Source organism: Streptomyces scopuliridis RB72 (genome assembly GCF_000718095.1).
Classification (GTDB): domain Bacteria; phylum Actinomycetota; class Actinomycetes; order Streptomycetales; family Streptomycetaceae; genus Streptomyces; species Streptomyces scopuliridis.
In genome coordinates this window covers 67,480-92,071 of the sequence record NZ_JOEI01000004.1, presented here as the reverse complement: position 1 = coordinate 92,071, position 24,592 = coordinate 67,480, and the positions used below count along the sequence as shown (strand labels likewise).

General features: G+C 71.2%; 18 protein-coding genes. 4 read left to right on the top strand and 14 right to left on the bottom strand.

The features are described from left to right. Positions 1-310 precede the first annotated feature (310 nt). From IF11_RS0104805 to IF11_RS0104785, 5 genes are all read right to left on the bottom strand, one after another. Positions 311-1,198, bottom strand: a complete 888-nt coding sequence (locus IF11_RS0104805; protein ID WP_078490466.1) for a FadR/GntR family transcriptional regulator — start codon at positions 1,196-1,198, stop codon at positions 311-313. A 160-nt stretch (positions 1,199-1,358) separates the two neighbouring features. After that, complete coding sequence (locus tag IF11_RS0104800; RefSeq protein ID WP_030350140.1) at positions 1,359-3,173, bottom strand: ABC transporter ATP-binding protein; 1,815 nt, start codon at positions 3,171-3,173, stop codon at positions 1,359-1,361. Between the two features lie 127 nt (positions 3,174-3,300). Beyond that, a complete protein-coding gene (locus tag IF11_RS0104795) occupies positions 3,301-4,065 on the bottom strand; it encodes an NUDIX hydrolase (RefSeq protein ID WP_030350139.1) in 765 nt (254 codons plus the stop codon). Between the two features lie 117 nt (positions 4,066-4,182). Beyond that, the gene (locus IF11_RS0104790; protein ID WP_078490465.1) at positions 4,183-6,243 is read right to left on the bottom strand and encodes a glycogen debranching N-terminal domain-containing protein; all 2,061 of its coding nucleotides are present in this window, start codon (positions 6,241-6,243) and stop codon (positions 4,183-4,185) included. 115 nt (positions 6,244-6,358) lie between these two features. After that, positions 6,359-7,651 carry a DUF4192 domain-containing protein gene (locus tag IF11_RS0104785; RefSeq protein WP_030350137.1) on the bottom strand — a complete coding sequence of 431 codons (1,293 nt, stop codon included), beginning with the start codon at positions 7,649-7,651 and terminating at the stop codon, positions 6,359-6,361. A 110-nt stretch (positions 7,652-7,761) separates the two neighbouring features. Here IF11_RS0104785 and IF11_RS0104780 point away from each other — a divergent pair, with 110 nt between their 5' ends. Beyond that, entirely contained in the window at positions 7,762-9,933 is a 2,172-nt protein-coding gene (locus IF11_RS0104780) for a RecQ family ATP-dependent DNA helicase (RefSeq protein ID WP_030350136.1), read from the top strand. Between the two features lie 216 nt (positions 9,934-10,149). Further along, on the top strand, positions 10,150-10,767 hold the full coding sequence (locus IF11_RS0104775) for a hypothetical protein (protein WP_030350135.1): 618 nt from the start codon (positions 10,150-10,152) through the stop codon (positions 10,765-10,767). A 95-nt stretch (positions 10,768-10,862) separates the two neighbouring features. Here IF11_RS0104775 and IF11_RS0104770 read toward each other — a convergent pair whose 3' ends face one another. The 6 genes from IF11_RS0104770 to IF11_RS0104745 all read right to left on the bottom strand — a co-directional run bounded on the left by IF11_RS0104770 (position 10,863) and on the right by IF11_RS0104745 (position 16,786). Next, positions 10,863-11,501 (bottom strand): hypothetical protein, encoded by a 639-nt coding sequence (locus IF11_RS0104770; protein WP_030350134.1) that lies wholly within the window; start codon positions 11,499-11,501, stop codon positions 10,863-10,865. Between the two features lie 137 nt (positions 11,502-11,638). After that, positions 11,639-12,349 carry a ribonuclease HII gene (locus tag IF11_RS0104765; protein ID WP_030350133.1) on the bottom strand — a complete coding sequence of 237 codons (711 nt, stop codon included), beginning with the start codon at positions 12,347-12,349 and terminating at the stop codon, positions 11,639-11,641. A gap of 267 nt (positions 12,350-12,616) precedes the next feature. Further along, positions 12,617-14,287, bottom strand: coding sequence for a DUF4153 domain-containing protein (locus IF11_RS0104760; protein ID WP_240627993.1), 1,671 nt, complete (start codon positions 14,285-14,287; stop codon positions 12,617-12,619). A gap of 170 nt (positions 14,288-14,457) precedes the next feature. Continuing rightward, complete coding sequence (locus tag IF11_RS0104755; RefSeq protein WP_051745509.1) at positions 14,458-15,414, bottom strand: ADP-ribosylglycohydrolase family protein; 957 nt, start codon at positions 15,412-15,414, stop codon at positions 14,458-14,460. A gap of 12 nt (positions 15,415-15,426) precedes the next feature. Next, complete coding sequence (locus tag IF11_RS0104750; RefSeq protein WP_030350130.1) at positions 15,427-16,086, bottom strand: histidine phosphatase family protein; 660 nt, start codon at positions 16,084-16,086, stop codon at positions 15,427-15,429. Between the two features lie 94 nt (positions 16,087-16,180). Continuing rightward, complete coding sequence (locus IF11_RS0104745; protein ID WP_030350129.1) at positions 16,181-16,786, bottom strand: YdbC family protein; 606 nt, start codon at positions 16,784-16,786, stop codon at positions 16,181-16,183. A 202-nt stretch (positions 16,787-16,988) separates the two neighbouring features. On the opposite strand from IF11_RS0104745, the gene IF11_RS0104740 reads away from it, so the two are divergent. Beyond that, a complete protein-coding gene (locus tag IF11_RS0104740; protein WP_030350128.1) occupies positions 16,989-17,513 on the top strand; it encodes a TerD family protein in 525 nt (174 codons plus the stop codon). Positions 17,514-17,623: 110 nt separating this feature from the next. Here the strand turns inward: IF11_RS0104740 and IF11_RS0104735 are convergent, their stop codons facing one another. Together IF11_RS0104735 and nrdR are read right to left on the bottom strand one after the other, a co-directional pair. Then, the gene (locus tag IF11_RS0104735; RefSeq protein ID WP_030350127.1) at positions 17,624-20,521 is read right to left on the bottom strand and encodes a vitamin B12-dependent ribonucleotide reductase; all 2,898 of its coding nucleotides are present in this window, start codon (positions 20,519-20,521) and stop codon (positions 17,624-17,626) included. Between the two features lie 143 nt (positions 20,522-20,664). Next, complete coding sequence (gene nrdR / locus IF11_RS0104730; RefSeq protein ID WP_030350126.1) at positions 20,665-21,174, bottom strand: transcriptional regulator NrdR; 510 nt, start codon at positions 21,172-21,174, stop codon at positions 20,665-20,667. 501 nt (positions 21,175-21,675) lie between these two features. On the opposite strand from nrdR, the gene lexA reads away from it, so the two are divergent. Then, positions 21,676-22,461, top strand: coding sequence for a transcriptional repressor LexA (lexA, locus tag IF11_RS0104725; protein WP_030350125.1), 786 nt, complete (start codon positions 21,676-21,678; stop codon positions 22,459-22,461). Between the two features lie 135 nt (positions 22,462-22,596). On the opposite strand, the gene IF11_RS0104720 is transcribed toward lexA, so the two are convergent. Next, a complete protein-coding gene (locus tag IF11_RS0104720; protein WP_030350124.1) occupies positions 22,597-24,567 on the bottom strand; it encodes an ATP-dependent DNA helicase in 1,971 nt (656 codons plus the stop codon). Positions 24,568-24,592 lie beyond the last annotated feature (25 nt).

Sequence of the window (24,592 nt, the reverse complement as noted above, 5' to 3'; positions counted from 1 at the left end):
TCCGGCCCCGCCCAGGATCGGGCCGGAGCCGACGACCGTCGGCTGGGGATGTGCCGACGGCGCGGGCTTGGACCTCAGAGGTGAATACAGCGCCATGCGTGGCGGACGTATTCCCTCCTCGGCTGTCACCTCTTAGGTCATCGCGCTGTCTCCAGGAGTGTTACGCCCATTCCACGTGGCCCGAGTCACACTCCATTTGCGACAAAATGACCAGAAGGGGGATTTAGGGCCCCACAATCGCGTCGCCGGACCCTCCGGGTCCGGCGACACACGACGCGTACATCCCCGTACGCCAGGCCCTCGGCGGCGCTCAGTGCTCGCGCGGTGCCGGAACGACGCGCTCCACTTCAGGCTGGACGGTGAGCAGTTGACGCATGGCCGATTCGGCGGCGTGCGCGTCGCCGGCGGCGAGGGCGTCGACGATCCGCGCGTGGTGGGAGAGCGACGCCTCGGTGGGCCGGTCGCATCCGGTGACCGGACCGCCGGAGACCTGGAGGGCCGCCGAGACGATCCCCGAGAGATGCTCCAGCATGCGGTTGCCGGCGAGCTGGATCAGCAGGGAGTGATATTCGGCGTCCGCACGCGAAAAGGTGATCGAATCACCCTGCGCGAGGGCATGGCTCATGATCCCCACCATGTCGGAGAGCCGCTGCTGGACATCCGCCCGGCCATGACCGGCGGCCAGCCGCGCGGCGAGAGGCTCGATCGTCCAGCGCAGCTCACTCAGCTCGCGGCGCTGATCGTCGCGCTGCGGCCCGAAAGCGCGCCATTCGATGATGTCGGGGTCGAGCAGATTCCAGTCGCTCACCGGACGGACACGGGTACCCACATTGGGGCGGGCGCTCACCAGGCCCTTGGCCTCCAGCACGCGCAGCGACTCCCGCACCACCGTGCGGGAGACCTCGAAGCGCTGGCCGATCTCCTCGGGTACGAGCGGCCGGTCGGCGCCCAGATCACCGGAGACGATCATCTGGCCGAGCTGCTGGACGAGTTGGCCGTGCAGCCCGCGGCCGCGGCTGCTCGTCGTACGTCGTCCCACCCGGCCCAAGTCGGTGTCGGCGCCGTCCCAGACGGGGGCGGCGACGCGGTCGGCGCCGGGCGCCTCCGCGAAGGGGTAGCGGTCGAGTTCACCCGGCTCGGCGAGGCCGGACTCGACGGAACGGGCGGCGGTCATCATGGTGTGCGCAAGGGTACTCACGCATCCTTTGTCGGCGTTGCTTCCGCGACCCTTGAGGTCTTTGGTGAAAAGCACACGAAAGGGTGATCGGCGCTCGCCCCTCGATTGACGCCTTATCGGAAAGAAGCGGGCGTTATCAGGGGAGTTGCGAACACCGGGGAACGGTCCGGTCGTTCCGTGGTCACCAACGGGCCCTACGGCGAAGGCCGGTGAGCAGATATGCGCAGAGCAGGGCCGAGAGCGACAACGTCAGGGCCGCGGCGACCGGTTGGGCGACGAGTCTGAACGTGGCCATCAGCCAGTGGTCCGCCTGACGGGGCCAGTCCAGCCAGGCCAGCTCTCGCAACCGGCCCGGGAGTCCGGCGACCGAACGCGTGGACGGACCGGCCAGCGCCCGCTGGATCAGCGGTACGACCAGGGTCGGTACGGCGACGACCGCCGTCACCCCCGCGGCCGTGACCCGGAAGACCCCGGCCCCGAGTAGCCCCGCCCAGGCGCAGCCGACGGTCAGTCCGGCCCAACCTGCGCTCAGCGCCAACCAGTTGCCGGGCACGGGCACGGCATCGGCGCCGTACACCAGGCGCAGCGCCCCGGCGTCGGCGGCCACGGCCAGGAACGCGAGCGCGAGGGCCGCCGCCGCCGTCACGACGAGCTTGGCGAGCAGCAGGCCGAGGCGGCGCGGGACAGTGCCCCGGGCGCCGGCGAGTGCGGGGTAGCGGAACTCGTCGCCGAACGAGTACGCCCCGAGCAGCCCCGCGCCGAGGGCCGCGGGCGGCAGGGGCAGGATCGCGGGCCAGGCGGCGAGCAGGCCGGAGAGCGGGGTCCTGCCGGTCCGGGCCAGCGGCACGGCGAGGGCCACGGACGCGACGAGGACAGCGACGGCGATCAGTGCGGTGGTGCGGATCCCGAACATACGGCGGAGTTCGTAGCGCAGCGGCCGGAGAGGGCTGCGTACCGGCCCGGACGAGAGCGGCGCCGGAAGCGGACCGCGGTCGTGGTGCGGAGAGGGGCCGTCCTCGCAGCCGTACGCGTAGTCGGGGTCATAGGCGGAGTGGTCATAGGCGGGGTGGTCATAGGCGGGGGCAGGCGCGGGCACGGGTGCGGAAACCGGCGCCGGACCCGTGTCGCCGACCTCGTCGGCGAGCTGATGGACGAGGACGCCGTTACGGAAGGCGGTCTCACCGATCTCCGGGCAGCTGCTGCCGTAGACGGTGAGCAGACTGCCCACCCCGGGCTCGGAGACCACTTCGACGGAGCGCCGGCCCGCGCGGGCCTCGCGGCTGAGCGCGTCGGCGAGACGGGCGGCGTGCGGAGTCCTGACGGCGACGCGGGGACGCAGCCGGGTACGGGCGAAGGCGACCACGTCCTGGTCGGCGACGAGCCGGCCCTCGTCGATCGTGACGACGTGATCGGCGGTGCGCGCGGCCTCTTTGGCGTCCTGCGTGGTGTAGAGAACGGTGCCGCCGTGGTCGGCGTGCGCGCGCAGCAGTCCGAACAGCCAGCTGTTCTCGCGGGGTGACAGATCGGCGGACGGCGCGTCGAGCAGCAGCGTGTGCGGATCCCCCAACAGCGCGGAGGCGAGCCCGAGTCTGCGGTCCATGCCGAGCGAGAGCGAGCCGAGCCGTTCGTCGCGCAGACCGCCCAGGCCGACGACATCGAGGAGTTCGTCGGCGCGCGAGGCGGGCACTCCGGCGGCGGCGCAGAGCATCCGGAGCTGACCCTTGACGGAACGCGCGGGGTGGCCCGGTACATCGCCGAGGAGCATCCCGATCTCGCGGGCGGGATGGACGATCCGGTGGAGGGGGCGACCGCGGAAGTAGGTGACCCCGCGTCCTGGTTCGAGTTCGAGCATCAGCCGGAGCGCGGTGGTCTTGCCCGCGCCGGGGGCGCCGAGAAGCGCCGTGACAGAGCCGGACCGCGCCTCGAAGGTCAGATCGTCCACAGCGGGCGGGAGGTCTCGACGGGGGTTGCTGGTCAGTCCGATGGCCTGGAGCATCGCTTCTCTCGCGGGGAGGTGAGACCGCTCGGCGGCAGGGTGGGTACCGCAGCAAGATAACGCGACATGTCCGACTTGTGGCGCAGGGTGGCGCCCCCGGGTGTCAGACGTCCGGCACGTGGCCCCGTCAGACCTCCGGGCGCAGCATCGGCGGGTTGAGTACGGTCGCCCCGCCGGCCCGGAACAACTGGGCGGGCCTGCCGCCCTGCCGGGTGGTGGTCCCGCCCGACGGGACGAGGAATCCCGGAGTGCCGGTCACCTTGCGATGGAAGTTGCGCGGATCGAGCACCACGCCCCACACCGCCTCGTACACCCGGCGCAGCTCACCGACGGTGAACTCGGAGGGGCAGAACGCGGTGGCGAGCGAGGAGTACTCGATCTTGGAGCGGGCCCGTTCCACCCCGTCCGCGAGGATCCGGGCGTGGTCGAAGGCGAGTTGGGCGGGCTGTTCGTCCTCGCGGGCGAAACCGCCCTCCTGGTTGAGCAGCGCGTCCACCGGGGCCCAGCGTGCGCTGTTGGCGTCGCCTCCGGCGCGGGGCGCGGGAAGGTCGGGCGAGAGCGCCAGATGGGCCACGCTGACCACCCGCATCCGGGGATCGCGCCCGGGATCCCCGTAGGTGGCGAGCTGTTCGAGATGGGCCGCGTTCCCGGGTGCCGGGGAGACCGGGTCGTGTGCGCACAGGCCCGTCTCCTCGGTGAGTTCACGCGCCGCCGCCTCGGCGAGGTCCTCGTCCGCCCTGACGAAACCGCCGGGCAGCGCCCACCGGCCCTGGAACGGCGGCTCCCCGCGCCGCACCACCAGCGCGCAGAGCGCGTGGCGGCGCACGGTGAGCACGACCAGGTCGACGGTGACAGCGAACGCGGGGAAGGCCGACGGGTCGTAGGGCGACATGCCGCGATCATAGTCGTCTGCCTGACGATAAACACTCCTTCCGTCACTCGCGCTACCTACTTCTTCGCCATCTTCATGATCTTCACGTCCCCGGCCCGGCCCGCGTGCCCGCCCGGCTCAGACCCCCAGTTGAAGGCCGGGCGCCGCCTCCTCGACCATGCCGAGCCCGAGCGCGCTGACCCGTACGGAGAAGGGCTCCTCCGCCACCCGCAGCCCGGTGAGCTGTACCGCCCCGAGAGGGGCGCTGCGGACCGGGCGCAGCGCGACGGTACGCGCGGGCGCGTCCGGGCGGATACCGGCGAGCGCGGTGAGCAGCTGGATCCCGGCGGCCGCGGCCACAGCCGCGGGACGGCACGCCGCGGGGTGCGGTACGGGGGCTGTGGCCGCGGTGCGCCGTTGCCCCGCGTACATCTCGGGGAGCCGGTGGCCGAACGTCTCCGCCGCGTCCAGCACGCTCCGGAGCAGGGAGCCTGCCTCCTCCTCGTATCCGGCCGCGATCAGGCCCCCGATCGCGACGGCCGTCTCATGGATCCGTACCGCTCCCGCGCGGTGGCCGAACGGATTGTGTCCGGGCTCCTTGCACCCGAGGCCGCGCAGCCCCCACCCCGAGTCGAGGTCCGCCCCCGTGAGCATGGCGACCAGCCGCTCGGTCTCCGAGGCGTCCAGCAGTCCCGGGGCCTGCTTCCCTCCGCCGAGCAGCCCCGTGTCCAGGAGATGGGCGGCGCTGGCACTCGCGTGGGGAAGCAGCCGGCCGTCGGAGCACCGCGCCGCGGCCGGACGACCGTCGGTGGACTCGCCGGCCCAGAACGTCCGCCGGAACCGCAGCCGCAGCGCGCCCGCCCACTCCCGCCAGCCGTCGGCCCCCGGCCGGCCGCAGGCCTCCAGCAGATCGGCCCCGAGCAGCGCGGCGCGGTGTGCGTGGGCCTGGGTCTCGACGCGCCGGGGCCCGGTGGGGCCCGGCTCCCCCAGCAGTCCGTCGGCACCGAGGGCGGTGCGCAGCCAGTGCAGACAGCGCTCCGCCGTGGGGAGCAGCTCGGCGAGGTCACCCTCGGGAAGCCCCCAGCGGCGCGCCTCGGCGAGGACCACGGGGAAGGCGAGCGTCGCCTCAACTCCCGTACAGCTCGGGGGCAGATGCGGCCCCGCGTCCCGCAGCGGTCCGGGAATGCGCCCGAAGTCGCGTCCGGGGCCGCGGAACTGGGTGCGGGCGAGCGTTCGCATCGTGCCCGCGGCCAGCCGCGTGCCGAGTGGGAGAGCCATCCGTACCGCCCAGAGCGCTTCCGCGGCCGGCGGCCCGCAGCGCCAGGGAACGCCCGCGGCGGGGTGGACATCCGTGGAACCGCCCGGCCCGCGCAGCAGGAGCGCCCTGAGATCGCCGAGGCTCGCGGCGAACAACTGCCGCACCCGGGGATCGTCACCCTCGGCGCCCGCTTCCGGCAGGGGGTTGCTCGCGGTCCGGCCGGTCGGCCGCGCCGGCCGGTCCGTACGGATCCGCAGCTCGATGGTGCGGGAGGCCCCGGGCGCCAGCTCCATGTCCCAGCGCAGCAGTCCTGCCGAGGCAAGCGCGTCCTGCGGGGCCGGGTCGGCGGCGACGACGGCATGTCCGCCGTCGGCCGTGGCCCAGCGCAGACCCGCGGCGTGGACGCTCGCCGGGAGTTCGGGCCCGGCGCGGCCGACCGCGATCGCGGCCAGTTCCGCCAGATCCGTCCCCAGAGTGATCTCCACCGGGAACCGGCGGACTCCGCGGGCCGAGCTGTGCAGCGTGATGCGTTCGGTGCCGTCGGCGTCCCGCAGCCGCTCGACACTGATCTCCGGATCGGGTCCGGCGTCCGCCGATGTACGGACCACCGCGCTGAACCGCGCCCGGTCGGCGGCGACCAGCCTGCCCTGCAACGGGAGAGGGTCCCGGCCGGCGATCCGCAGCAGACAGCGGGAGAGGAGCCTGCGGCCCGACTGGTAGAAGCCTTCCAGCCCTTGGCCGTTGAGTTGTCCGTGCTCGGGCGAGACGGCGAGACACGGCAGCGCGACACAGAGAAGCACGCGATGTACGTCGGGCAACTCGCCGTGCGGCAGAGCCCCGCTCCGTACGGCCGCGGACGGTGCGGCACGAGACGGCGCGGCCCGCGACGACTCGCCGCTTGAGGTGCCATGGGTGTGTGAGGGAAGGGCGGTGAGGGCCATGGGTGGTCTGCTCTGCCTTCTGTGCGCTCCGGAGAGCCGCGCGGTGTACGGCGGCGCGGCTCGTACGACTTCGCCACAGAGGTGAACGGCTGCCCGGGCGGCCGGGTCACGGCTCTCATCGGCCGCTCCTGGTCCCGCGCCGGCCGCTGCGCCTGGCACCTCGGCCGCGTACGGCCGGCGCACCGGACGCGGAACCCTTGGGCGGAAGTGCCTTCCGGGGGACGGGCCGGCGCACCGGACGGAGCTTGGGCCGCCCGCTCGCCCTGCGCGGGCCCGGCAGCGCCCGTGCGGCGCGCTCCTCGCGCAGACAGCGGCGCAGCGTCTCGGGGTCCAGTCCCTCGTTGCACGCCTGGTGGAGCAAGCGCGCGAAGACGTACTGGGGATCGAGCCGCAGCGCGAGTCCCAGGGCGACCCGCGCGCTGGGCTCGTCGCCGGTGGACCAGGCGACCCAGCCGGCCAGGGTCAGCGGGGCGGTCGCGTGCTCGGCGTACGGACCGACACAGCGGCGGGACAGCGCGCGCCAGAGCCGCAGGGCGGGCGCGGCCTCGGGCCCCTCCATCCACTCCGCGGCCCGGTCGCGGGTCTCCTTGTCCTGGAGCCCGAGGATGACGGTGGCCGCCTCCTCGTGGGTGATGAGCCGGTCGTCCTCGGCGTCCGTGCCGCCCCGGCCCGTGCCCGGCGCCTCCTTCAGCCGCCCGATCAGAGCGCGCGCCAGCCGCAGTGTGTCCTCGCCGACCCGTTCCCGGCTTCCGCCGCCCAGGATTCTGGGCACGAGCGCCGCGCCCGCGTCGTCCAGCGCCCGCTCCTGCTCCTCGGCGGCCGGCGTACGCCAGGGCTCCAGGCGGGCTTCCATCTCCCGCAGCGATCCCCGCACCTGGACACCGGCGTACGCGGCGGCCGCGGCCATCACCGACGTACCGGGCAGGGCCAGCCCGGTCCCCTCGGGAGGACAGCAGCGGACATCCGGGCAGCAGTAGGACCAGAAGCGTCCGTCGGAGATACAGAGCGCCTCGTGCACGGGGACGTCGAGACTTCCGCACGCGGTCCGCAGCCGCTGTGCGAGGGGGCGCAGCCGCTCCATCACCTGCCGGCCCGTCTCCCCCGCCCGCGAGTCCTGGCAGAGGAAGACGACGATTCCCTCGGGACGCCCGCCGCGCCGCTCGCTGCCCTCGATCAGGCACTCGGCGAGCTGATCGGCCACCGGCGGCCATTCCTTCGGCGAGCGCGGGATGCCGAGCCTGAGCCGACCGCCGAAGCGTCCCCGGTCGCCCTGAAGCGCGACCATGACAATGGAATCGGTGGGGTGGAATCCGAGCAAATACGGGAGAGCGTCGGCGAGTTCCGCGGGACTGCGCAGGGTGATCTGCTGCTCGTCGGCGGATCCGGTCGGTTCGTGGTGCTTGTTCATGGCTCGACGGTCCCGCGCCGGACCGGATCCCGCGACCCCTGTGGATAACTTTATCCACAGGCTGGTCGGCACATTCGCGGTTTGTCGGAGCCATCGGGTTGCATGGGGGCATGACCAACGCAGACCGCACGGCTCTCCGGGCCTCGGCCGACTCCGTACTCGCCCGCCTCGTCGGTGACACCACCGGCACCGCCCGGCTGCGCGAGGACCAGTGGCGGGCCATCGAGGCGCTCGTCGCCGACAAGCGCAGGGCGCTGGTCGTCCAGCGCACCGGCTGGGGCAAGTCCGCGGTGTATTTCGTCGCGACCTCCCTGCTGCGCGAGCTCGGCGCGGGCCCGACCGTGATCGTCTCGCCGCTGCTCGCGCTGATGCGCAATCAGGTGGAGGCGGCGGCACGGGCCGGGATCCGGGCCCGGACGATCAACTCGTCCAACGCCGAGGAATGGGAGACGATTCAGGACGAAGTGGCCGCGGGCGATGTCGATGTCCTGCTGGTCTCCCCGGAACGGCTGAACAATCCGGACTTCCGCGACCAGGTCCTGCCCCGGCTCTCGGCGGCCACGGGCCTGCTGGTGGTCGACGAGGCGCACTGCATCTCCGACTGGGGCCATGACTTCCGGCCCGACTACCGGCGATTGCGCACGATGCTCGCCGAACTGCCGGCGGGTGTTCCGGTGCTCGCCACGACCGCCACGGCGAACGCCCGGGTGACCGCCGATGTCGCCGAGCAGCTGGGGACGGGGGCGGGGACGGACGCGCTGGTACTGCGCGGGGCGCTGGACCGGGAGAGTCTCAGCCTCCATGTGCTCAAGCTGCCGGACGCTGCGCACCGGCTGGCCTGGCTGGCCGATCATCTGGGCGAGTTGCCCGGCTCCGGGATCATCTACACGCTGACGGTCGCAGCGGCCGAGGAGGTCACGGCGTATCTGCGGCAGTGCGGGCATACGGTCGCCTCGTACACCGGCCGTACCGAGAACGCCGACCGGCAGCAGGCCGAGGACGATCTGCTGGCGAACAGGGTCAAGGCGCTGGTCGCCACGTCCGCGCTGGGCATGGGGTTCGACAAGCCCGATCTCGGATTCGTGGTGCATCTCGGTTCGCCCTCCTCCCCCATCGCGTACTACCAGCAGGTGGGGCGTGCGGGCCGTGGGGTGGAGCATGCCGAGGTACTGCTGCTGCCCGGCCGGGAGGACGAGGCGATCTGGAAGTACTTCGCCTCGGTCGCCTTTCCGCCCGAGGAGTTGGTCCACCGCACACTCGATGTCCTGGGCCGAGCGGACAGGCCGCTGTCACTGCCGGCCCTGGAGCCGCTGGTCGAGCTGCGGCGTACGCGGCTGGAGACGATGCTCAAGGTCCTCGATGTGGACGGGGCGGTACACCGGGTGAAGGGCGGCTGGACCTCGACCGGCCGGCCCTGGGTGTACGACACCGAGCGGTACGCCTGGGTGGCGCGCCAGCGGGAGGCCGAGCAGCAGGCGATGCGTGACTACGCTTCGGCGACCGCGTGCCGGATGGAGTTCCTGCGGCGGCAGCTGGACGACGAGGAGGCGGTCCCCTGCGGGCGCTGCGACAACTGCGCGGGGGCGCGGTTCGAGGACAAGGTGACCGCCGCCGCCCTCGATGCCGCGCGCGGCGAGCTGGGCAGGCCGGGCGTGGAGGTGGAGCCCCGGAAGATGTGGCCGACCGGGCTCACCGCCGTCGGCGTCGACCTCAAGGGCCGTATCCCGCAGGGCGAGCAGTACTTCCCGGGCCGGGCGCTGGGCCGGCTGTCGGACATCGGCTGGGGCAACCGGCTGCGGCCGATGCTCGCGGCACAGGCCCATGACGGGCCGGTACCGGACGATGTGGTGACCGCCGTGGTGAGTGTGCTCGCCGACTGGGCGAAGGGGCCCGGCGGTTGGGCCTCCGGCGCGCCCGACGCGCCGCCCCGGCCCGTCGGGGTGGTCACCGTGGCGTCGCGCGGCAGGCCCCAGCTCGTGGGTTCGCTCGGCAGCCGGATCGCGGAGGTCGGCAGGATGCCGCTGCTCGGCACGGTCGCGTACGCACCGGGGGCGGCCGACTCCCGGATCTCCCGCACCAACAGCGCGCAGCGCGTACGGGCGCTGCACGAGACACTGACCGTACCGCCCGAGCTGGCCGAGACGTTGGTCTCCGCGGGCGGCCCCGTACTGCTCGTCGATGATCTCTCGGACAGTGGCTGGACGCTCGCGGTGGCGGCGCGGTTGCTGCGCAGGGCCGGAGCGGAGGGGGTGTTTCCGCTGGTCCTCGCCGTTCAGACGTGACATGGAACAGCACCAGTGGACGAGTTCAGGCAGGGATATGACTGCCATATCCGCGCATTGCGGACGACGGTGCCAATTGCTCGTTGCCGCACGCCGATACGCCAGCGAGAATTGGAACCGCCCCCGCACGGCCCCTCGGGGTCCGTCGAGGCCGTGCCGCGGTGCGCCCCCATCCGACCCAGCCCGCACTGTGGGCGCGTATGCGAAGGGAGGAACGTGACCTTCGGATTCGCTCCGTCCGCAGCCACTTCGGTCAGTACACCCGCCGATTCCGTCAGCCGCCTCGCCAGAATGCTCGAACCCGCCGAATGGGCGGAGGCGGGCATTCCACTGCTGCGCAACCCCCGTGAGGTGGTCAGCGGTCTGCACAGCCGGCACCGGCCGACCCCGTCGACCGCCGTCGTGGCCGTACTCGACCATGAGGAACGGCTCGCCGCCAGCGCCTCGTTCGCACCGCGTGCCGCGCCGGTCGACGGATGGGAGTTCCGCAACGCACTGCTGGCGCATCTGCGCCGCGTCATCCCGCACGATTTGCGTCGCCGTACACCCGTACGCACCGCCGTGCTGCTCTACTGCCGTGAGGGCGACGAGCGTTGGACGGAGGAGGACGGAGCCTGGATGTGGGGGCTGCGGGACGCCTGCACCCTCCATGGACTGCGCTGTGGCGCGTACATCACGCTGACCCGAGGCGGCTGGCAGGTGCTGGGCGAGGGCCGCGGTGGCCGACGGCCCAACTCCGAGACCCCGCCCGCCGCTCTGGCCGACCCCGAGCCGTCGCCGGTGCGCAGCGGCGGCGGAGCGGTGGAGGTACTGCGCCGCACGGCTGCCCGTTGAGCAGCCGGGCGGCCGCCGCTCGCCAGGGCCGTCACAGCGGCCCGGCCGCCCCCTGAACGGGCAGCCGGGTCACGGCCGGACCGACGCCGTACGGCTCAGACGCCCGCGCCCAGCACGGTGTTGATCCGCTCCGAGTCACCGCACACGACGAGCAGCGCGGCGGCCCGCTCCTTGGCCAGGGGGAGCACCTGAGCGACGGCGTCGTCACCGCCTCCGTTGACGGCGACGACCACGACGGGCCGCGACTGCGCACGGGCGACCGCGCCGCCGTCCGCGAAGAACACGTCCTCGCGGGCGTCGTGCTGAGCCCAGTAGGCGGCTTCGCCGAAGGACAGCTCGTGGGTGGCCCACGGGTGCTGTTCCCCGGTGGTGAGCACCAGGATGTCGCCCGGCGCCCGCCCCGAGTCGAGCAGCAGATCGACCGCCTCCTCGGCGGCGTCGAGCGCACCACCGGCCGGAGCCGGAATCAGCTGGATCTGGGGGACGGCGGGAGTGGTGGCGCCGGAAGCCTGGGGCTGCCCGGCGGAGTTGTGCGAGCGCTGCGCCGGCGGCGCGGGCCTCGCGGGACCGGGGCCCGGACGTCCGGGCCGCGGTGTCGTCGCGGAGCGCGGCCCGGGGACGGGACGCGGACCGGGTACAGGACGAGGGTTGGGCGCCGTACGGCCGGTGGCCGGAGTGGCGCTGGCACCCTGGGCTCTCTCGTGAATCTGAGGCTCCTGAGGGATGAGAGGCATGACTGGATGTCTATCAAACACCGGTGCGAAAAGCATCGGCAGGTGGGGATATTCGTACCCATGTCTGCGGGCGCGAGCCACACAGATTCAAGGTTCACCGGAAGTTCCGGAAATCGGACCTTCCAGAAATCGGCAGTTCAGAAGTCGAAGCCGAGTTGGCCCCCGCTTTCCATAGCGGCGGCCTCCACGGAGACCCGGACCTTCTTGAGGTGCCGCCACCGGGGCAGCGCGTCGAGATAGGCCCACGAGAGCCGGTGCTGCGGTGTGGGCCCCCACTCCTCCAGTGCGGCTCTGTGCACCGGTGAGGGGTAGCCCGCGTTGGCGCCGAACGCGTAGGGGACGTACTCCTCGGCCCCCGCGCCGAGTTCGGCCATCATGGCGTCCCTGCGCACCTTGGCGAGTACCGAAGCGGCAGCCACCGAGACGCAGGACTGGTCGCCCTTGATGACTGTACGCACCAGCCAGGGTCCTCCGAGATAGTCGTGCTTGCCGTCGAGGATCACCGCGTCGGGCCGTACCGGCAGCGCCTCCAGGGCGCGTACGGCGGCGAGCCTGAGCGCCGCGGTCATCCCCAGGGCGTCGATCTCCTCCGGAGAGGCATGTCCCAGCGCGTGCGAGGTGACCCACTTCTCCAGCTCATCGGCCAGCTCCGTACGGCGCTTGGGGCTGATCAGCTTGGAGTCGGTGAGGCCGGCCGGAGGTCTGCGCAACCCCGTGACGGCCGCGCATACCGTGACCGGACCGGCCCACGCTCCGCGCCCGACCTCATCGACGCCCGCGATGATCCTGGCCTCGGTGGTGGCGCGCAGCGAGCGCTCGACGGTGTGCGTGGGTGGTTCGTACGGCATGGCACCAGCCAGGTTACGCCGCCCGAACGCCACGCGACAGACCGGGTACCGGCCGTGGTGCCCGCCGGTGGCATCGGGACGGATCTCGTCGCGCGGGCCCCCGGTTCACGGCCTCTCCGACGAGTCGGGCGGACGGCTCGGTGACACTGCCGAGAATCAGCCCGTGGAATCGCGCGGCGGACGTGTCACACACATGAGGGACCGTCGTGTCGCCGACAGCGGGTACGGGGAGCCTGAAGGGGCGTCCCCGTACCCGCCAGGCGACGCTCATGGCCTGTCGAGTTCGCGCCCCAGCCCGTAGCAGGCGGAGGTCGCGTCGATCTCCCGCTTCGCCACGATCTCGCGGGCCCTGCTCTCCGACCAGCTCGTCGCGTACCAGGGCTCGGACGCGTCCCCCAGATTCCGGTCGATGCCGGCCAGGGCGCACGAACGCAGCGGCTCGGGCAGCCGGTCGAGCGCCGGCGCGGCATCGGCCGAGAGGTCCTGGAAGTACTCGATGTCGATCTTGTGCGAGCGCTCGTACCGCTGCACGTTCCGCTCCGCGACCAGCGCGTCCGGCGAGATCAGGCCGAAGGCCAGTACGGCGGCCCCGGCGCTCGCGGCGACGGCGCGCGGCAGCCACCGTCCGCCGACGGCCCCGGCCACCAGGATCAGTACGATCACCACACCGAGCCACAGCTCCATTGCCGCCACCGAGACGCGCAGCCGGGTCAGCCCGTAGGCGTCGACATACAGATCCATCCGGCGCAGCGCCGCGGCGACCACGACCAGGGTCAGCGCGCAGAGGACGCCGAGCACGGCCCGGACCAGGGTGGCGTCATGGGCTCCGTCGCGCGGAGCCCATCGCCGGGCCAGTCCGATCACGAGAAGGACGAGCAGGGTGGCCCAGAGCAGCTGCCAGAAGCCCTGGCGCGCGTACTCCGCGTAGGTCAGCCCGGTCTCCCGCAGGACCTTGTCGTATCCGCCGAAGAGCACGGCGAGCTGGATGGCGATGAAGGCCGCGAAGAGAAGATTGAGGACGATAAGGGGAAGCGCCCACTCGATCCGGCCGCGGGCCCGTCCGGGGCTTACGGTGATCCGGTCCCAGCGCAGCGGCGCGGCGGCGGTGTGGGCGGCGGCGAGCGCGCCGGTGAGTCCGACCGCGAACAGCAGGAACTGCCACGGCCCGTCTCCGACCGAGACGTCGGGGCTCAACTGGCCGAGCAGATCGGCGAACGCCGCGTCCGCGTTCGCGAAGAGGGTGCCGAACACGATCAGCAGTACGGCCGCGACCGCGACGGCACGGACGACCGGCATCACGCGACCGCGCGATCCTCCGGCGCGTGCCCGCAGGCCGTGCCACCCCCAGACCGCGCCGGGTCCGAGGGAACCGAGCAGACCCAGCGGGCCGAACACCACGCCCGGCCAGGTACGGCAGCCATGCAGGGCGAGCGAGCCGAGCGCCAGCGCGGAGACGACCGCGAGGAAGGTCGGCAGCCCGGCGTCCCGCAGGGCAGGGACGGCGAGCAGAGCGATGCCGCCGAGAGCCCAGACCAGCGTCCATGGGCGCGGCCGGCGCCCGGCGGCCTGGGCCGCGAAGTGGGCGGCGAGCGCCGCCGGCACCGCCACGATCAGCAGATTCAGGCCGAGTCCGTCACCCAGCAGCAGAGCGCTGAGCAGGGCTGTCGCCAGGACCGACCAGAGCGTGGCGGTACGGATCGGGGCAGGCGTGCCCGGCTGGATCTCGGTGAGCCAGAGGGGCGGCTCGCTGCGCTGCGGCTGCCACTGATGCCAGTCGGGCGCGGGCGGCGCGCCCTGACGCTGCTTGGTGAGTACGGGTGCGGCGGAGGACCGACGGGCGGCGTCCCCCGGCCTCTGCTCACCGCCCGGCCCTTGTCCGTCGGCCGGCTCCTGCCCCTGCTCCTCGCCGGATTCCGGTCTTCTGCCCGGTTCTGTCACGGGACCCCCTCCCGGCCGGGTCCCTTCGCGGCAGCGGAGTGGCGCGTACGGCCCGGCGTCTCGTCGGCGCACGCCCCTCGAAGATCACCGGGGGCGGCGTGGCCGACAGAGTAACCGCGTGCCGCCACCCTTCCCCGTTCCCGGGGGCAGGTGTGGCAGGACCGTGACAACTACAGCGAGGACGAGAGCCAGCCCGGGAGTTCTTCCGTCCGCTGCAGCCAGTGCGCCGGCGGCGCGCCGGTCCTTGCCGCGGAGATCACGCCTCCCGCGATGGCGCACGTCGTGTCGACATCGCCTCCCACCTGGGCCGTGGTCCAGAACCCCCGCTCGAAATCGCCGAGAGCCCGCGCCGCCGACCAGAGGGCGAACGGCACCGTGTCATGCGCGCTGGTACGCCGCCCGCAGCCGAGCACCGCGGCCACCGTGCCCGCGTCGTCGTAGTCCAGCATGTCCCGCGCCCGGCGCAGCCCCGCCCCGACCGCGCTGCGCGGCACGAGCGCCACCACGCCGTCGAGCAGCGCCTCCGGCGCCGGCGGCCCCGCGGGATCCGCGGCGAGAGCCGCTGCCGCCGCCACCGCCATCGCGCCCACCACGGCCTCGCGGTGCTGGTGTGTGGTGTACGCGGAGATCTCGGCCTGATGCGTGGCCTGCTCCGGATCGCCCGCGTACCAGGCGCCGAGCGGCGCGATCCGCATGGCGGCCCCATTGCCCCACGAGCCCTGCCCGTTGAACAGCGCGGCGGCCAGTTCACGCCAGTCGCCGCCCTCGCGGATCAACCGGAGCATCCGGTTCACGGCGGGCCCGTAGCCGCGGTCGAAGTCATGGTGCGCGGCGAAGGACAGGGCCAGCGCGTCCTGGTCGATACGGTGATGCGCGGCCAGTACGGCCAGTACCGACGCGGCCATCTCGGTGTCGTCGGTCCACTGCCAGAGTCCCGGCGGCAGCTCGCGCCGTTTCAGCATCGGATAGTTCGAAGGGACGAAGAACTGGGAACCCAGAGCGTCCCCCACGGCCAGCCCGCGCAGGCTCGCCAGGGCACGGTCGCAGCGCGGATCGGTTGGCCGGTCGGCTGAGGATTCAGCGGGTGTGCAATCAGCGGGTGTCGAATCAGTGGGATCAGCGGTCATCGCACGGTCATTCTATCCAGTACGCCCATAGGGCTCGGGCGTGCGCCAGCGCTCGAACGGCCGGTCCAGGGTGTATCTGCCGTCCGCGCCGAGCAGCAGGGTCCTCGTCTCACCGTTGCCCGGGTTGGACAGGGATTCGAATTCCGCCACCGACCAGTGGAACCACCGCATACAGAACAGCCGCATGGTCAGTCCATGGGTCACCAGCAGCACGTTCTCCGGCGAGTCGGGCGTCTCGAAGCTCCGGTGGAGAGACTCCAGGAACGCGCCGACGCGATCATAGACATCGGCGCCCGACTCGCCCTGCGCGAAGCGGTAGAAGAAGTGCCCGTACGCGTCCCGGTAGGACTTCTGCAGCCGTACGTCCTGCCGGTCCTGCCAGTTCCCCCAGTCCTGCTCGCGCAGCCGGGGCTCCTCCCGTATCCGCACCAGGTCCGGGTCGAGGCCGAACGCCTCGAACGTCTCGTGGGTGCGGCGATAAGGGGAGACGAAGACGCTGACGGGCTCCCGGCCGAACAGCTCACGCAGCCGTACGCCGGTCTCCAGGGCCTGCCGCCGGCCCTTCTCGGTGAGCCTCAGGGCATGGTCGGGCTCGCGTTCGTACACCGTGTCGTCGGCGTTGCCTACCGACTCGCCGTGCCGGACGAGAACGATGCGCCGTGGTCGTGCCATGCCACGACCCTAGAACGGTCCGGATCGGGCCGTGCGACCGCCCGGTGCCGGCGGAGACCATCCGGCGTAGCGGGCTCCCGGATACGCGGCCGGGTCACACCGTCCAGGTCGATTCGAGGTCGACGACGTCTCCCGCCAGCGCCGCCACATCCGCGGCCGTCTGCGCGCGCAGCGTCAGCCGCTCCACCCGTTCGACCCGGTACTTTCCGTGCTCGGCCGCCGACTGCCACATGGACAGCACTATGAACTCATGACCGGGCGCCTCTCCGAACAGCCCGCGCACCATCCCGGGCGACCCCGCCATCGCGGGGTTCCAGACCTTCTCCTGCATCAGCGCGAAATGCTCGACCCGGTCCTCGTGCACCTTGCAGTGCGCGACCCGCACCACATCGGCGTCGGTGAAGCGCGGCTCGAAACCGGTCTTCACATCGAAGCGGTAGTCGAAGAGCTTGACCTGGATGTCGCGATGTGTCCCCGCCTGTGCGGCGGCGAGCCGGTCGTGTGAGCGCGCCATGAACGAGTCGTAGAACGCGCGGCTCTCCCAGAACGAGAAGACATGCGCGACGCCCGGCCTCGCTCTGCTCCATCCTCCGCTCTGCCCCCGGAACCCCGGCTCACCGAGCAACCCCGCCCATTTCCGCTGCCCGCGTTCGAACCCTCGACGGTCGGTCACGGTGCAGCGAATCCACTTGACCAGCACCGCGCCATCGTACGGCGCGGAACGTGGCATCGGTCACGCCCGTTGTGGACGTGAGAGAGACGCTGTACGGACAGCTGACGAGGCGAGTATCGGCCAACGTGGCGTCAACTGGACTGTTCGCGCCACGGGTTGTCAGTGCCCGGGACTAGCCTTGTGTCCAAGGCTCGGAGATCCGGCCCGGTTCCGAAGAGGGGGAAGACTGGTGAGCAGCCTCAACAGAGGGGTGGAGAAGATCGAGGTCACGCTCAAATGGGACCCGAGTCCCCTGGGCGCGTCCCCGCACGATCTCGACCTGGTCGCCGCGACGTACACCTCCGACGCCCCGAGCGCCGCCCCCGCCTATCTGGTCCATTTCGACAGCCGTTCACCGGACGGCACGATCACACTGGACCGGCAGAGCCGGACGGGCCAGGGCTTCGGCTCCGACGAGGAGATGACGCTGGAGCTGGTGCGGCTGGCGCCCTCCTACACCCGTGTGGTGGTGGGCGTCGCCATCCAGCAGCGCGACGGGCGGCGGACGTTCGGCGACATAGCCAATGCCTCGGCCCGCGTCCTGGAGGGCTACACGGAGCTGGCCGCCCATGACTTCGCCGGGGTGTCGGGCTCCACGGCCGCGACGTTCGCGGAGTTCACCCGTGACTCCTCGGGGGCCTGGCGCTTCCACGCGACGGTCCGTGGATTCGACACCGACCTCCAGTCCTTCGGCGCCCTGATGGGCGGCGCCTGACCCACAGCGCCTGACCTGCAAGCGCCTGGCCTACAGCCCGAGCAGCCACAGCCCCCGAGGGGCGACGGCCGCTCGGGCCGCCGCCCCTCGGGGGCTTAGTGCGCTACGGCTCAGCTGCAGCCGCTGGTGGAGCCGCATCCCTCGCAGATGTAGCAGGACCCGGCCCGCTGCATCTTCGTACCGCAGGAGAAGCAGAGCGGTGCGTCGGCACTGATGCCGAGCTGCATCTCGACCAGTTCGGCCGAAGTGTGCGCCTCCTTGGGCGCCGGGACCACGGCCGCCGCCGGCGCGGCGGGGGTCGGGGTCACCGCCTTCAGCGTCTCCTGCCGGCGCGGGGCCGACTGGGCCAGGTTCTCGATGTCGATGTCGTCATCGTCCAGGGACGGCTCGTACGAACCGGTGTCCAGGTGGCGCTGACGCTCCTCGGCGGAGTGGATGCCAAGAGCGGAGCGGGTCTCGAACGGAAGGAAGTCCAGCGCGAGACGGCGGAAGATGTAGTCGACGATCGACTGCGCCATCCGTACGTCCGGGTCGTCCGTCATACCGGCCGGCTCGAAGCGCATGTTGGTGAACTTCGATACGTAGGTCTCCAGCGGGACGCCGTACTGCAGACCGACCGAGACCGCGATCGAGAAGGCGTCCATCATGCCCGCGAGGGTCGAGCCCTGCTTGGACATCTTGAGGAAGACCTCGCCGAGACCGTCGTCGGGGTAGGAATTGGCGGTCATGTAGCCCTCGGCGCCGCCCACCGTGAAGGAAGTGGTCAGGCCGGGACGGCCCTTCGGGAGACGCTTGCGGACCGGGCGGTACTCAATGACCTTCTCCACCGCCTGGCGGATGGTCTCCTCGGCCTTCTCCGCGACCTTCTCGTCCTTCTTCTTCGCGGAGAGCGGCTGACCGACCTTGCAGTTGTCGCGGTAGATGGCGAGCGCCTTGACGCCCATCTTCCACGCCTCGAAGTAAACCTCTTCGACGTCCTCGACGGTGGCGGTCTCCGGCAGGTTCACCGTCTTGGAGAGCGCGCCGCTGATCCACGGCTGGATCGCCGCCATCATGCGGACATGGCCCATGGCGGAGATGGAGCGCTCGCCCATCGCGCAGTCGAAGACCTCGTAGTGCTCGGGCTTCAGGCTCGGCGCGTTGATCACATTGCCGTTCTCGGCGATGTGGGCGACGATCGCCTCGATCTGCTCCTCCTGGTAGCCCAGCCGGCGCAGGGCCTGCGGGACGGTGCCGTTGACGATCTGCATCGAGCCGCCGCCGACCAGCTTCTTGAACTTGACCAGCGCGAGGTCGGGCTCCAGGCCGGTGGTGTCACAGGACATCGCGAGACCGATGGTGCCGGTGGGCGCGATGACCGAGGCCTGCGCGTTGCGGAAGCCGTTCTTCTCGCCCAGCCGGAGAACGTCCTGCCAGGCCTCCGTGGCCGCGGCCCAGACCGGGGTGTCCAGGTCGTCGACCCGGGGCGCGGTGGCGTTGGCGTCGGAGTGCTGCTTCATGACGCGCTTGTGCGGCTCGGCGTTACGGGCGTAGCCGTCGTACGGGCCGACGACCGCGGCGAGCTCGGCGGAGCGGCGGTACGAGGTGCCGGTCATCAGCGAGGTGATGGCGCCGGCCAGCGAACGGCCGCCGTCGGAGTCGTACGCGTGGCCCGTGGCCATCAGCAGGGCGCCGAGGTTGGCGTAACCGATGCCGAGCTGACGGAAGGCGCGGGTGTTCTCACCGATCTTCTGCGTCGGGAAGTCCGCGAAGCAGATGGAGATGTCCATCGCGGTGATGACCAGCTCGACGACCTTGGCGAAGCGCTCGGACTCGAAGGACTGGTTGCCCTTGCCGTCGTCCTTGAGGAACTTCATCAGGTTCAGCGAGGCCAGGTTGCACGAGGTGTTGTCCAGGTGCATGTACTCACTGCACGGGTTCGAGCCGTTGATCCGGCCGGACTCGGGGCAGGTGTGCCAGCGGTTGATCGTGTCGTCGTACTGGATGCCCGGGTCGGCGCAGGCCCATGCCGCCTCGGCCATCTTGCGGAAGAGGGACTTCGCCTCGACCTCTTCGATGACCTCGCCGGTCATCCGGGCGCGCAGGCCGAACTTGCCGCCGGCCTCGACGGCCTTCATGAACTCGTCGTTCACCCGGACCGAGTTGTTGGCGTTCTGGTACTGGACGGACGTGATGTCGTCGCCGCCCAGGTCCATGTCGAAGCCCGCGTCACGCAGGGCGCGGATCTTCTCCTCTTCCTTGACCTTGGTCTGGATGAAGTCCTCGATGTCGGGGTGGTCGACATCCAGGATGACCATCTTGGCCGCGCGGCGGGTGGCCCCACCGGACTTGATCGTCCCGGCGGAGGCGTCGGCACCGCGCATGAAGGAGACCGGGCCCGAGGCATTGCCCCCGGAGGAGAGGAGTTCCTTGGAGGAACGGATCCGGGAGAGGTTCAGACCGGCGCCCGAGCCCCCCTTGAAGATCATCCCCTCTTCCTTGTACCAGTCGAGGATCGAGTCCATGGAGTCGTCGACGGAGAGGATGAAGCAGGCGGAGACCTGCTGCGGCTGGGGCGTGCCGACGTTGAACCACACCGGCGAGTTGAAGCTGAAGACCTGGTGCAGGAGGGCGTACGCCAGCTCGTGCTCGAAGATCTCGGCGTCCGCGGGCGAGGCGAAGTACTGGTACTCCTCGCCGGCCTTGCGGTACGTCTTCACGATCCGGTCGATGAGCTGCTTGAGGCCGGTCTCGCGCTGCGGGGTGCCGACGGCCCCGCGGAAGTACTTGCTGGTGACGATGTTGACCGCGTTCAGAGACCAGAAGTCGGGGAACTCGACGCCGCGCTGCTCGAAATTGACCGAGCCGTCGCGCCAATTGGTCATGACGACGTCACGGCGCTCCCAGACCACCTCGTCGTACGGGTGCACGCCGGGGCTCGTATGAATGCGCTCGATACGCAGACCCTTGCCGGCCTTGGTCCCCTTGGCCCGGGAACCTCGTGCCGAGCCGCTCGCCGTCTCTGTCATGCCGCCTCCCATATACGTACAAAAACGCGCTGAAGTGCCATGTTCTTCCCGTGGCACGGCGTGTGTGTCTGATGCCGCGGGTGCGCACAGGCACCCGTGACAAGTCTTTGCCACCGCGGAGCGGCCAGGATCGGGCCGGCCGGTCAGTCCGCGGCGGTGGCGGGCACGGGGACCTCGCTGGCCCCGTCGACGCCGGTTTCCTCTGAGGGGGGCCGCTCGCGCAGTTCCGCGATGGCGGCCTCGAAGTCTTCGAGCGAGTTGAACGCCCGGTACACGGATGCGAAGCGCAGGTACGCGACGAGGTCGAGCTCCTGCAGTGGGCCGAGTATGGCCAGCCCCACGTCGTGGGTGGTCAGCTCGGCGCTCCCGGTGGCGCGCACCGCTTCCTCGACCCGCTGGCCGAGCTGCGCGAGGGCGTCCTCGGTGACCGGCCGTCCCTGGCATGCCTTGCGCACGCCGGAGATGACCTTGGTACGGCTGAAGGGTTCGGTCACGCCGCTGCGCTTGATCACCATCAGTGAGGCGGTCTCCACCGTGGTGAAACGGCGGGAGCAGTCGGGGCACTGACGGCGGCGGCGGATCGACGTCCCGTCGTCGGTGGTGCGACTGTCGACGACACGGCTGTCGGGGTGCCTGCAGAAGGGACAGTGCATGGTTCCCTACCCTCCTTCACAGCGCGACTGAATAGCCTCGTCAGGGCCCGGAAACGAGCCCCTCGAAGCACCCCCAGCATAGGCGATGACCTCACCCCCGAAAGCGGGGGGACCACAACTTCTGGGTGGCTGCGACAATCCAACCACTAGATCTGGGGTTTGACTGCATCCTAAGCCCCAGTGCGTGTCGCGTGTCGAGGCGGGTGCCGGGACGGTTGCCCGGGGCCCACGGACCGGCCACGAGAGTACGGGAAGGGCGCGCCACGCGGCCTTCCGGACCGCCCGGTGGAACACTGGTCCCCGCCGCGGACGGCAGCGGCCGGGAACGGGACGGTACGGTGGCGAGCGGCCCCGTACCGCAGCCATGGAGCCCGCCTATACACCCAGTCAGATGCTCAATGCGGACTCTCCGCAATTTTTCACTCGAACGTGTGTTTGGCGCAACCTTTCGAAAGCTACTACCGTTGTCCAGCTAGGGAGAACATTTCGAGAGGGGCCGACGTGACCACCACCGCAGACAGCGCCACCATCACTGCCCAGGACCGCTCCCAGAGCCGACTCGAGCCGGTGCATGCCATGAATGACGTACTCACGAACCCGGAGGGCGCCAAGCCCACGCGTTCGTTGCCCGGCCGGCCTCCAGGAATCAGGGCGGACAGCTCGGGTCTCACGGACCGGCAGCGGAGGGTCATCGAGGTCATCCGTGACTCCGTGCAGCGGCGCGGTTACCCGCCTTCCATGCGGGAGATCGGCCAGGCCGTGGGCCTCTCCAGCACCTCGTCGGTCGCCCATCAGCTGATGGCTCTGGAGCGCAAGGGCTTCCTGCGCCGCGATCCGCACCGGCCGAGGGCGTACGAGGTACGCGGCTCCGACCAGCCGAGCACCCAGCAGACGGACACGACCGGCAAGCCCGCCGCCTCGTACGTCCCGCTGGTCGGCCGGATCGCCGCCGGCGGACCGATCCTCGCGGAGGAGTCCGTCGAGGATGTCTTCCCGCTCCCCCGCCAGCTGGTGGGTGACGGAGAGCTGTTCGTGCTGAAGGTCGTCGGTGACTCGATGATCGAGGCCGCGATCTGCGACGGAGACTGGGTGACGGTCCGCCGCCAGCCCGTCGCGGAGAACGGCGACATCGTCGCCGCGATGCTGGACGGCGAGGCGACGGTCAAGCGCTTCCGGCGCGAGGACGGCCATGTCTGGCTGCTCCCGCACAACGCGGCGTACCAACCGATCCCCGGTGACGAGGCGACGATCCTCGGCAAGGTGGTGGCGGTCCTGCGCCGGGTGTGAGTACTCCACCGGCTCCGACCGGGCCCCGGAACCCACTGCGCCGGTTCCGGGGCCCTGCTGTGTCTCCAAGCGGCGCAACAGGTTCTAGTGCCGCGACCGGCAATTTTGGTCGCGACGGGGCAAACGTTGCCGGGACTAGCGTCCCTCCGCCTGGGCCACGGCGTCGATCGACGCCAGGGAACGCCGTACCTGATTACGGTCCGTGGTGTACCAGAAGTCGGGCAGTGACGCCCGCAGAAAACTTCCGTACCGGGCGTTGGCCAGCCTCGGGTCCAGTACGGCCACGACGCCGCGATCCCCGGTCGCCCGCACCAGACGTCCGGCGCCCTGGGCCATCAGCAGGGCGGCATGCGTCGCCGCCACCGCCATGAACCCATTGCCGCCGGCCTCCTCGACCGCCTTCTGCCGCGCGCTCATCAGCGGATCGTCGGGACGGGGGAACGGAATCCGGTCCATCACCACAAGCTGGGAGCTGGGGCCCGGCACATCAACGCCCTGCCACAGGGACAGCGTGCCGAACAGACAGGTCTTCGGATCGGCGGCGAACGCCTTGATCAGCTCGCCGAGCGTCTCCTCGCCCTGGAGCAGGATCGGGGCGTCGAGCCTGCCCCGTAGCTCCTCGGCCGCCGCCTGGGCGGCCCGCATCGAGGAGAACAGCCCGAGCGTACGGCCGCCCGCCGCCTCCACCAGCTCCGCCAGCTCATCCATCATGTCGCCGCGCGAGCCCTCCCGGCCCGGCGTGGCCAGATGGCGCGCGACATAGAGGATGCCCTGCTTGCGGTAGTCGAAGGGCGAGCCGACATCGATGCCCTTCCACTGCGGGACGTCGTCGCCCTCGGTGCCTTCCGGCGCCAGGCCCAGCGAGGCGCCGACGCCGTTGAAGTCGCCGCCGAGCTTCAGCGTCGCGGAGGTGAGCACGACGGAGCGGTCGGTGAAGAGCTTCTCGCGCAGCAGCCCCGAGACGGAGAGCGGGGCGACGCGGAGGGACGCGCCGAACCGGTCGTGCCGTTCGTACCAGACGACGTCCCACTCGGAGCCATTGGCGATCCGCTCGGCCACGCTGTGGACGGACTCGACGGAGGCGAGCGCCTGCTTCCGTACGACATCCTCGTCCTGGACGGACTTGTCGCGGGTCGAGCCGAGCGCCGAGATGACCGTACGGGCCGCGTCGCGCAGCGCCATCAGGGCGTAGCCGAGGTCCTCGGGGATCTCTTCGAGGCGTCCCGGGAGGGCCAGCTCCATCAGCCGCTCGAAGGTCTCGGCCGCCGTCTGCAGGGCGTCCGCGGCCTTCTCGTTCACCAGCTTCGCAGAGCGGCGAACGGCCCGGTGGACCTGCCCCGGGGTCAGCTCGCCGGTGGCGACGCCGGTGACGCGTGAGACCAGCTCATGGGCCTCGTCGACGATCAGCACCTCGTGCTGCGGAAGCACCGGAGCGCCCTCGATCGCGTCGATCGCCAGAAGCGCGTGGTTGGTGACGACGACCTCGGCGAGCTTGGCGCGCTCACGCGCCAGCTCGGCGAAGCACTCCGCGCCATAGGCGCACTTCGTCGCCCCCAGGCACTCCCGTGACGAGACGGAGACCTGGGACCAGGCGCGGTCGGAGACACCGGGCGTGAGATCGTCGCGGTCGCCGGTCTCGGTCTCGTCCGCCCAGTCCCGCATCCGCAGCAGGTCCTGGCCCAGCTTGCTGGTGGGCGCGGCGGCCTCGAACTGGTCGAAGAGGCCGTCCTCCTCGTCCTGCGGCATCCCCTCGTGCAGCCGGTGCAGACAGAGATAGTTCGAGCGGCCCTTGAGCATGGCGAACTCGGGCCGCCGTCGCAGCAGGGGATGCAGCGCGTCGACCGTACGCGGAAGGTCTCGCTCCACGAGCTGGCGCTGCAACGCCAGGGTGGCCGTGGCCACCACGACCCGCTCGCCGTGGGCCAGGGCGGGCACCAGATAGCCCAGTGACTTACCGGTGCCGGTGCCGGCCTGGACGAGCAGATGGGACGGGGCGTCGATGGCTTCGGCGACGGCCTCGGCCATGGTGACCTGGCCTGGCCGTTCCACACCGCCGACGGAGCTGACGGCGGCGTGGAGGAGCTCGGGGAGTGATGGCTTCGTCATAGCCCGACCACCCTACGGGGCGCCG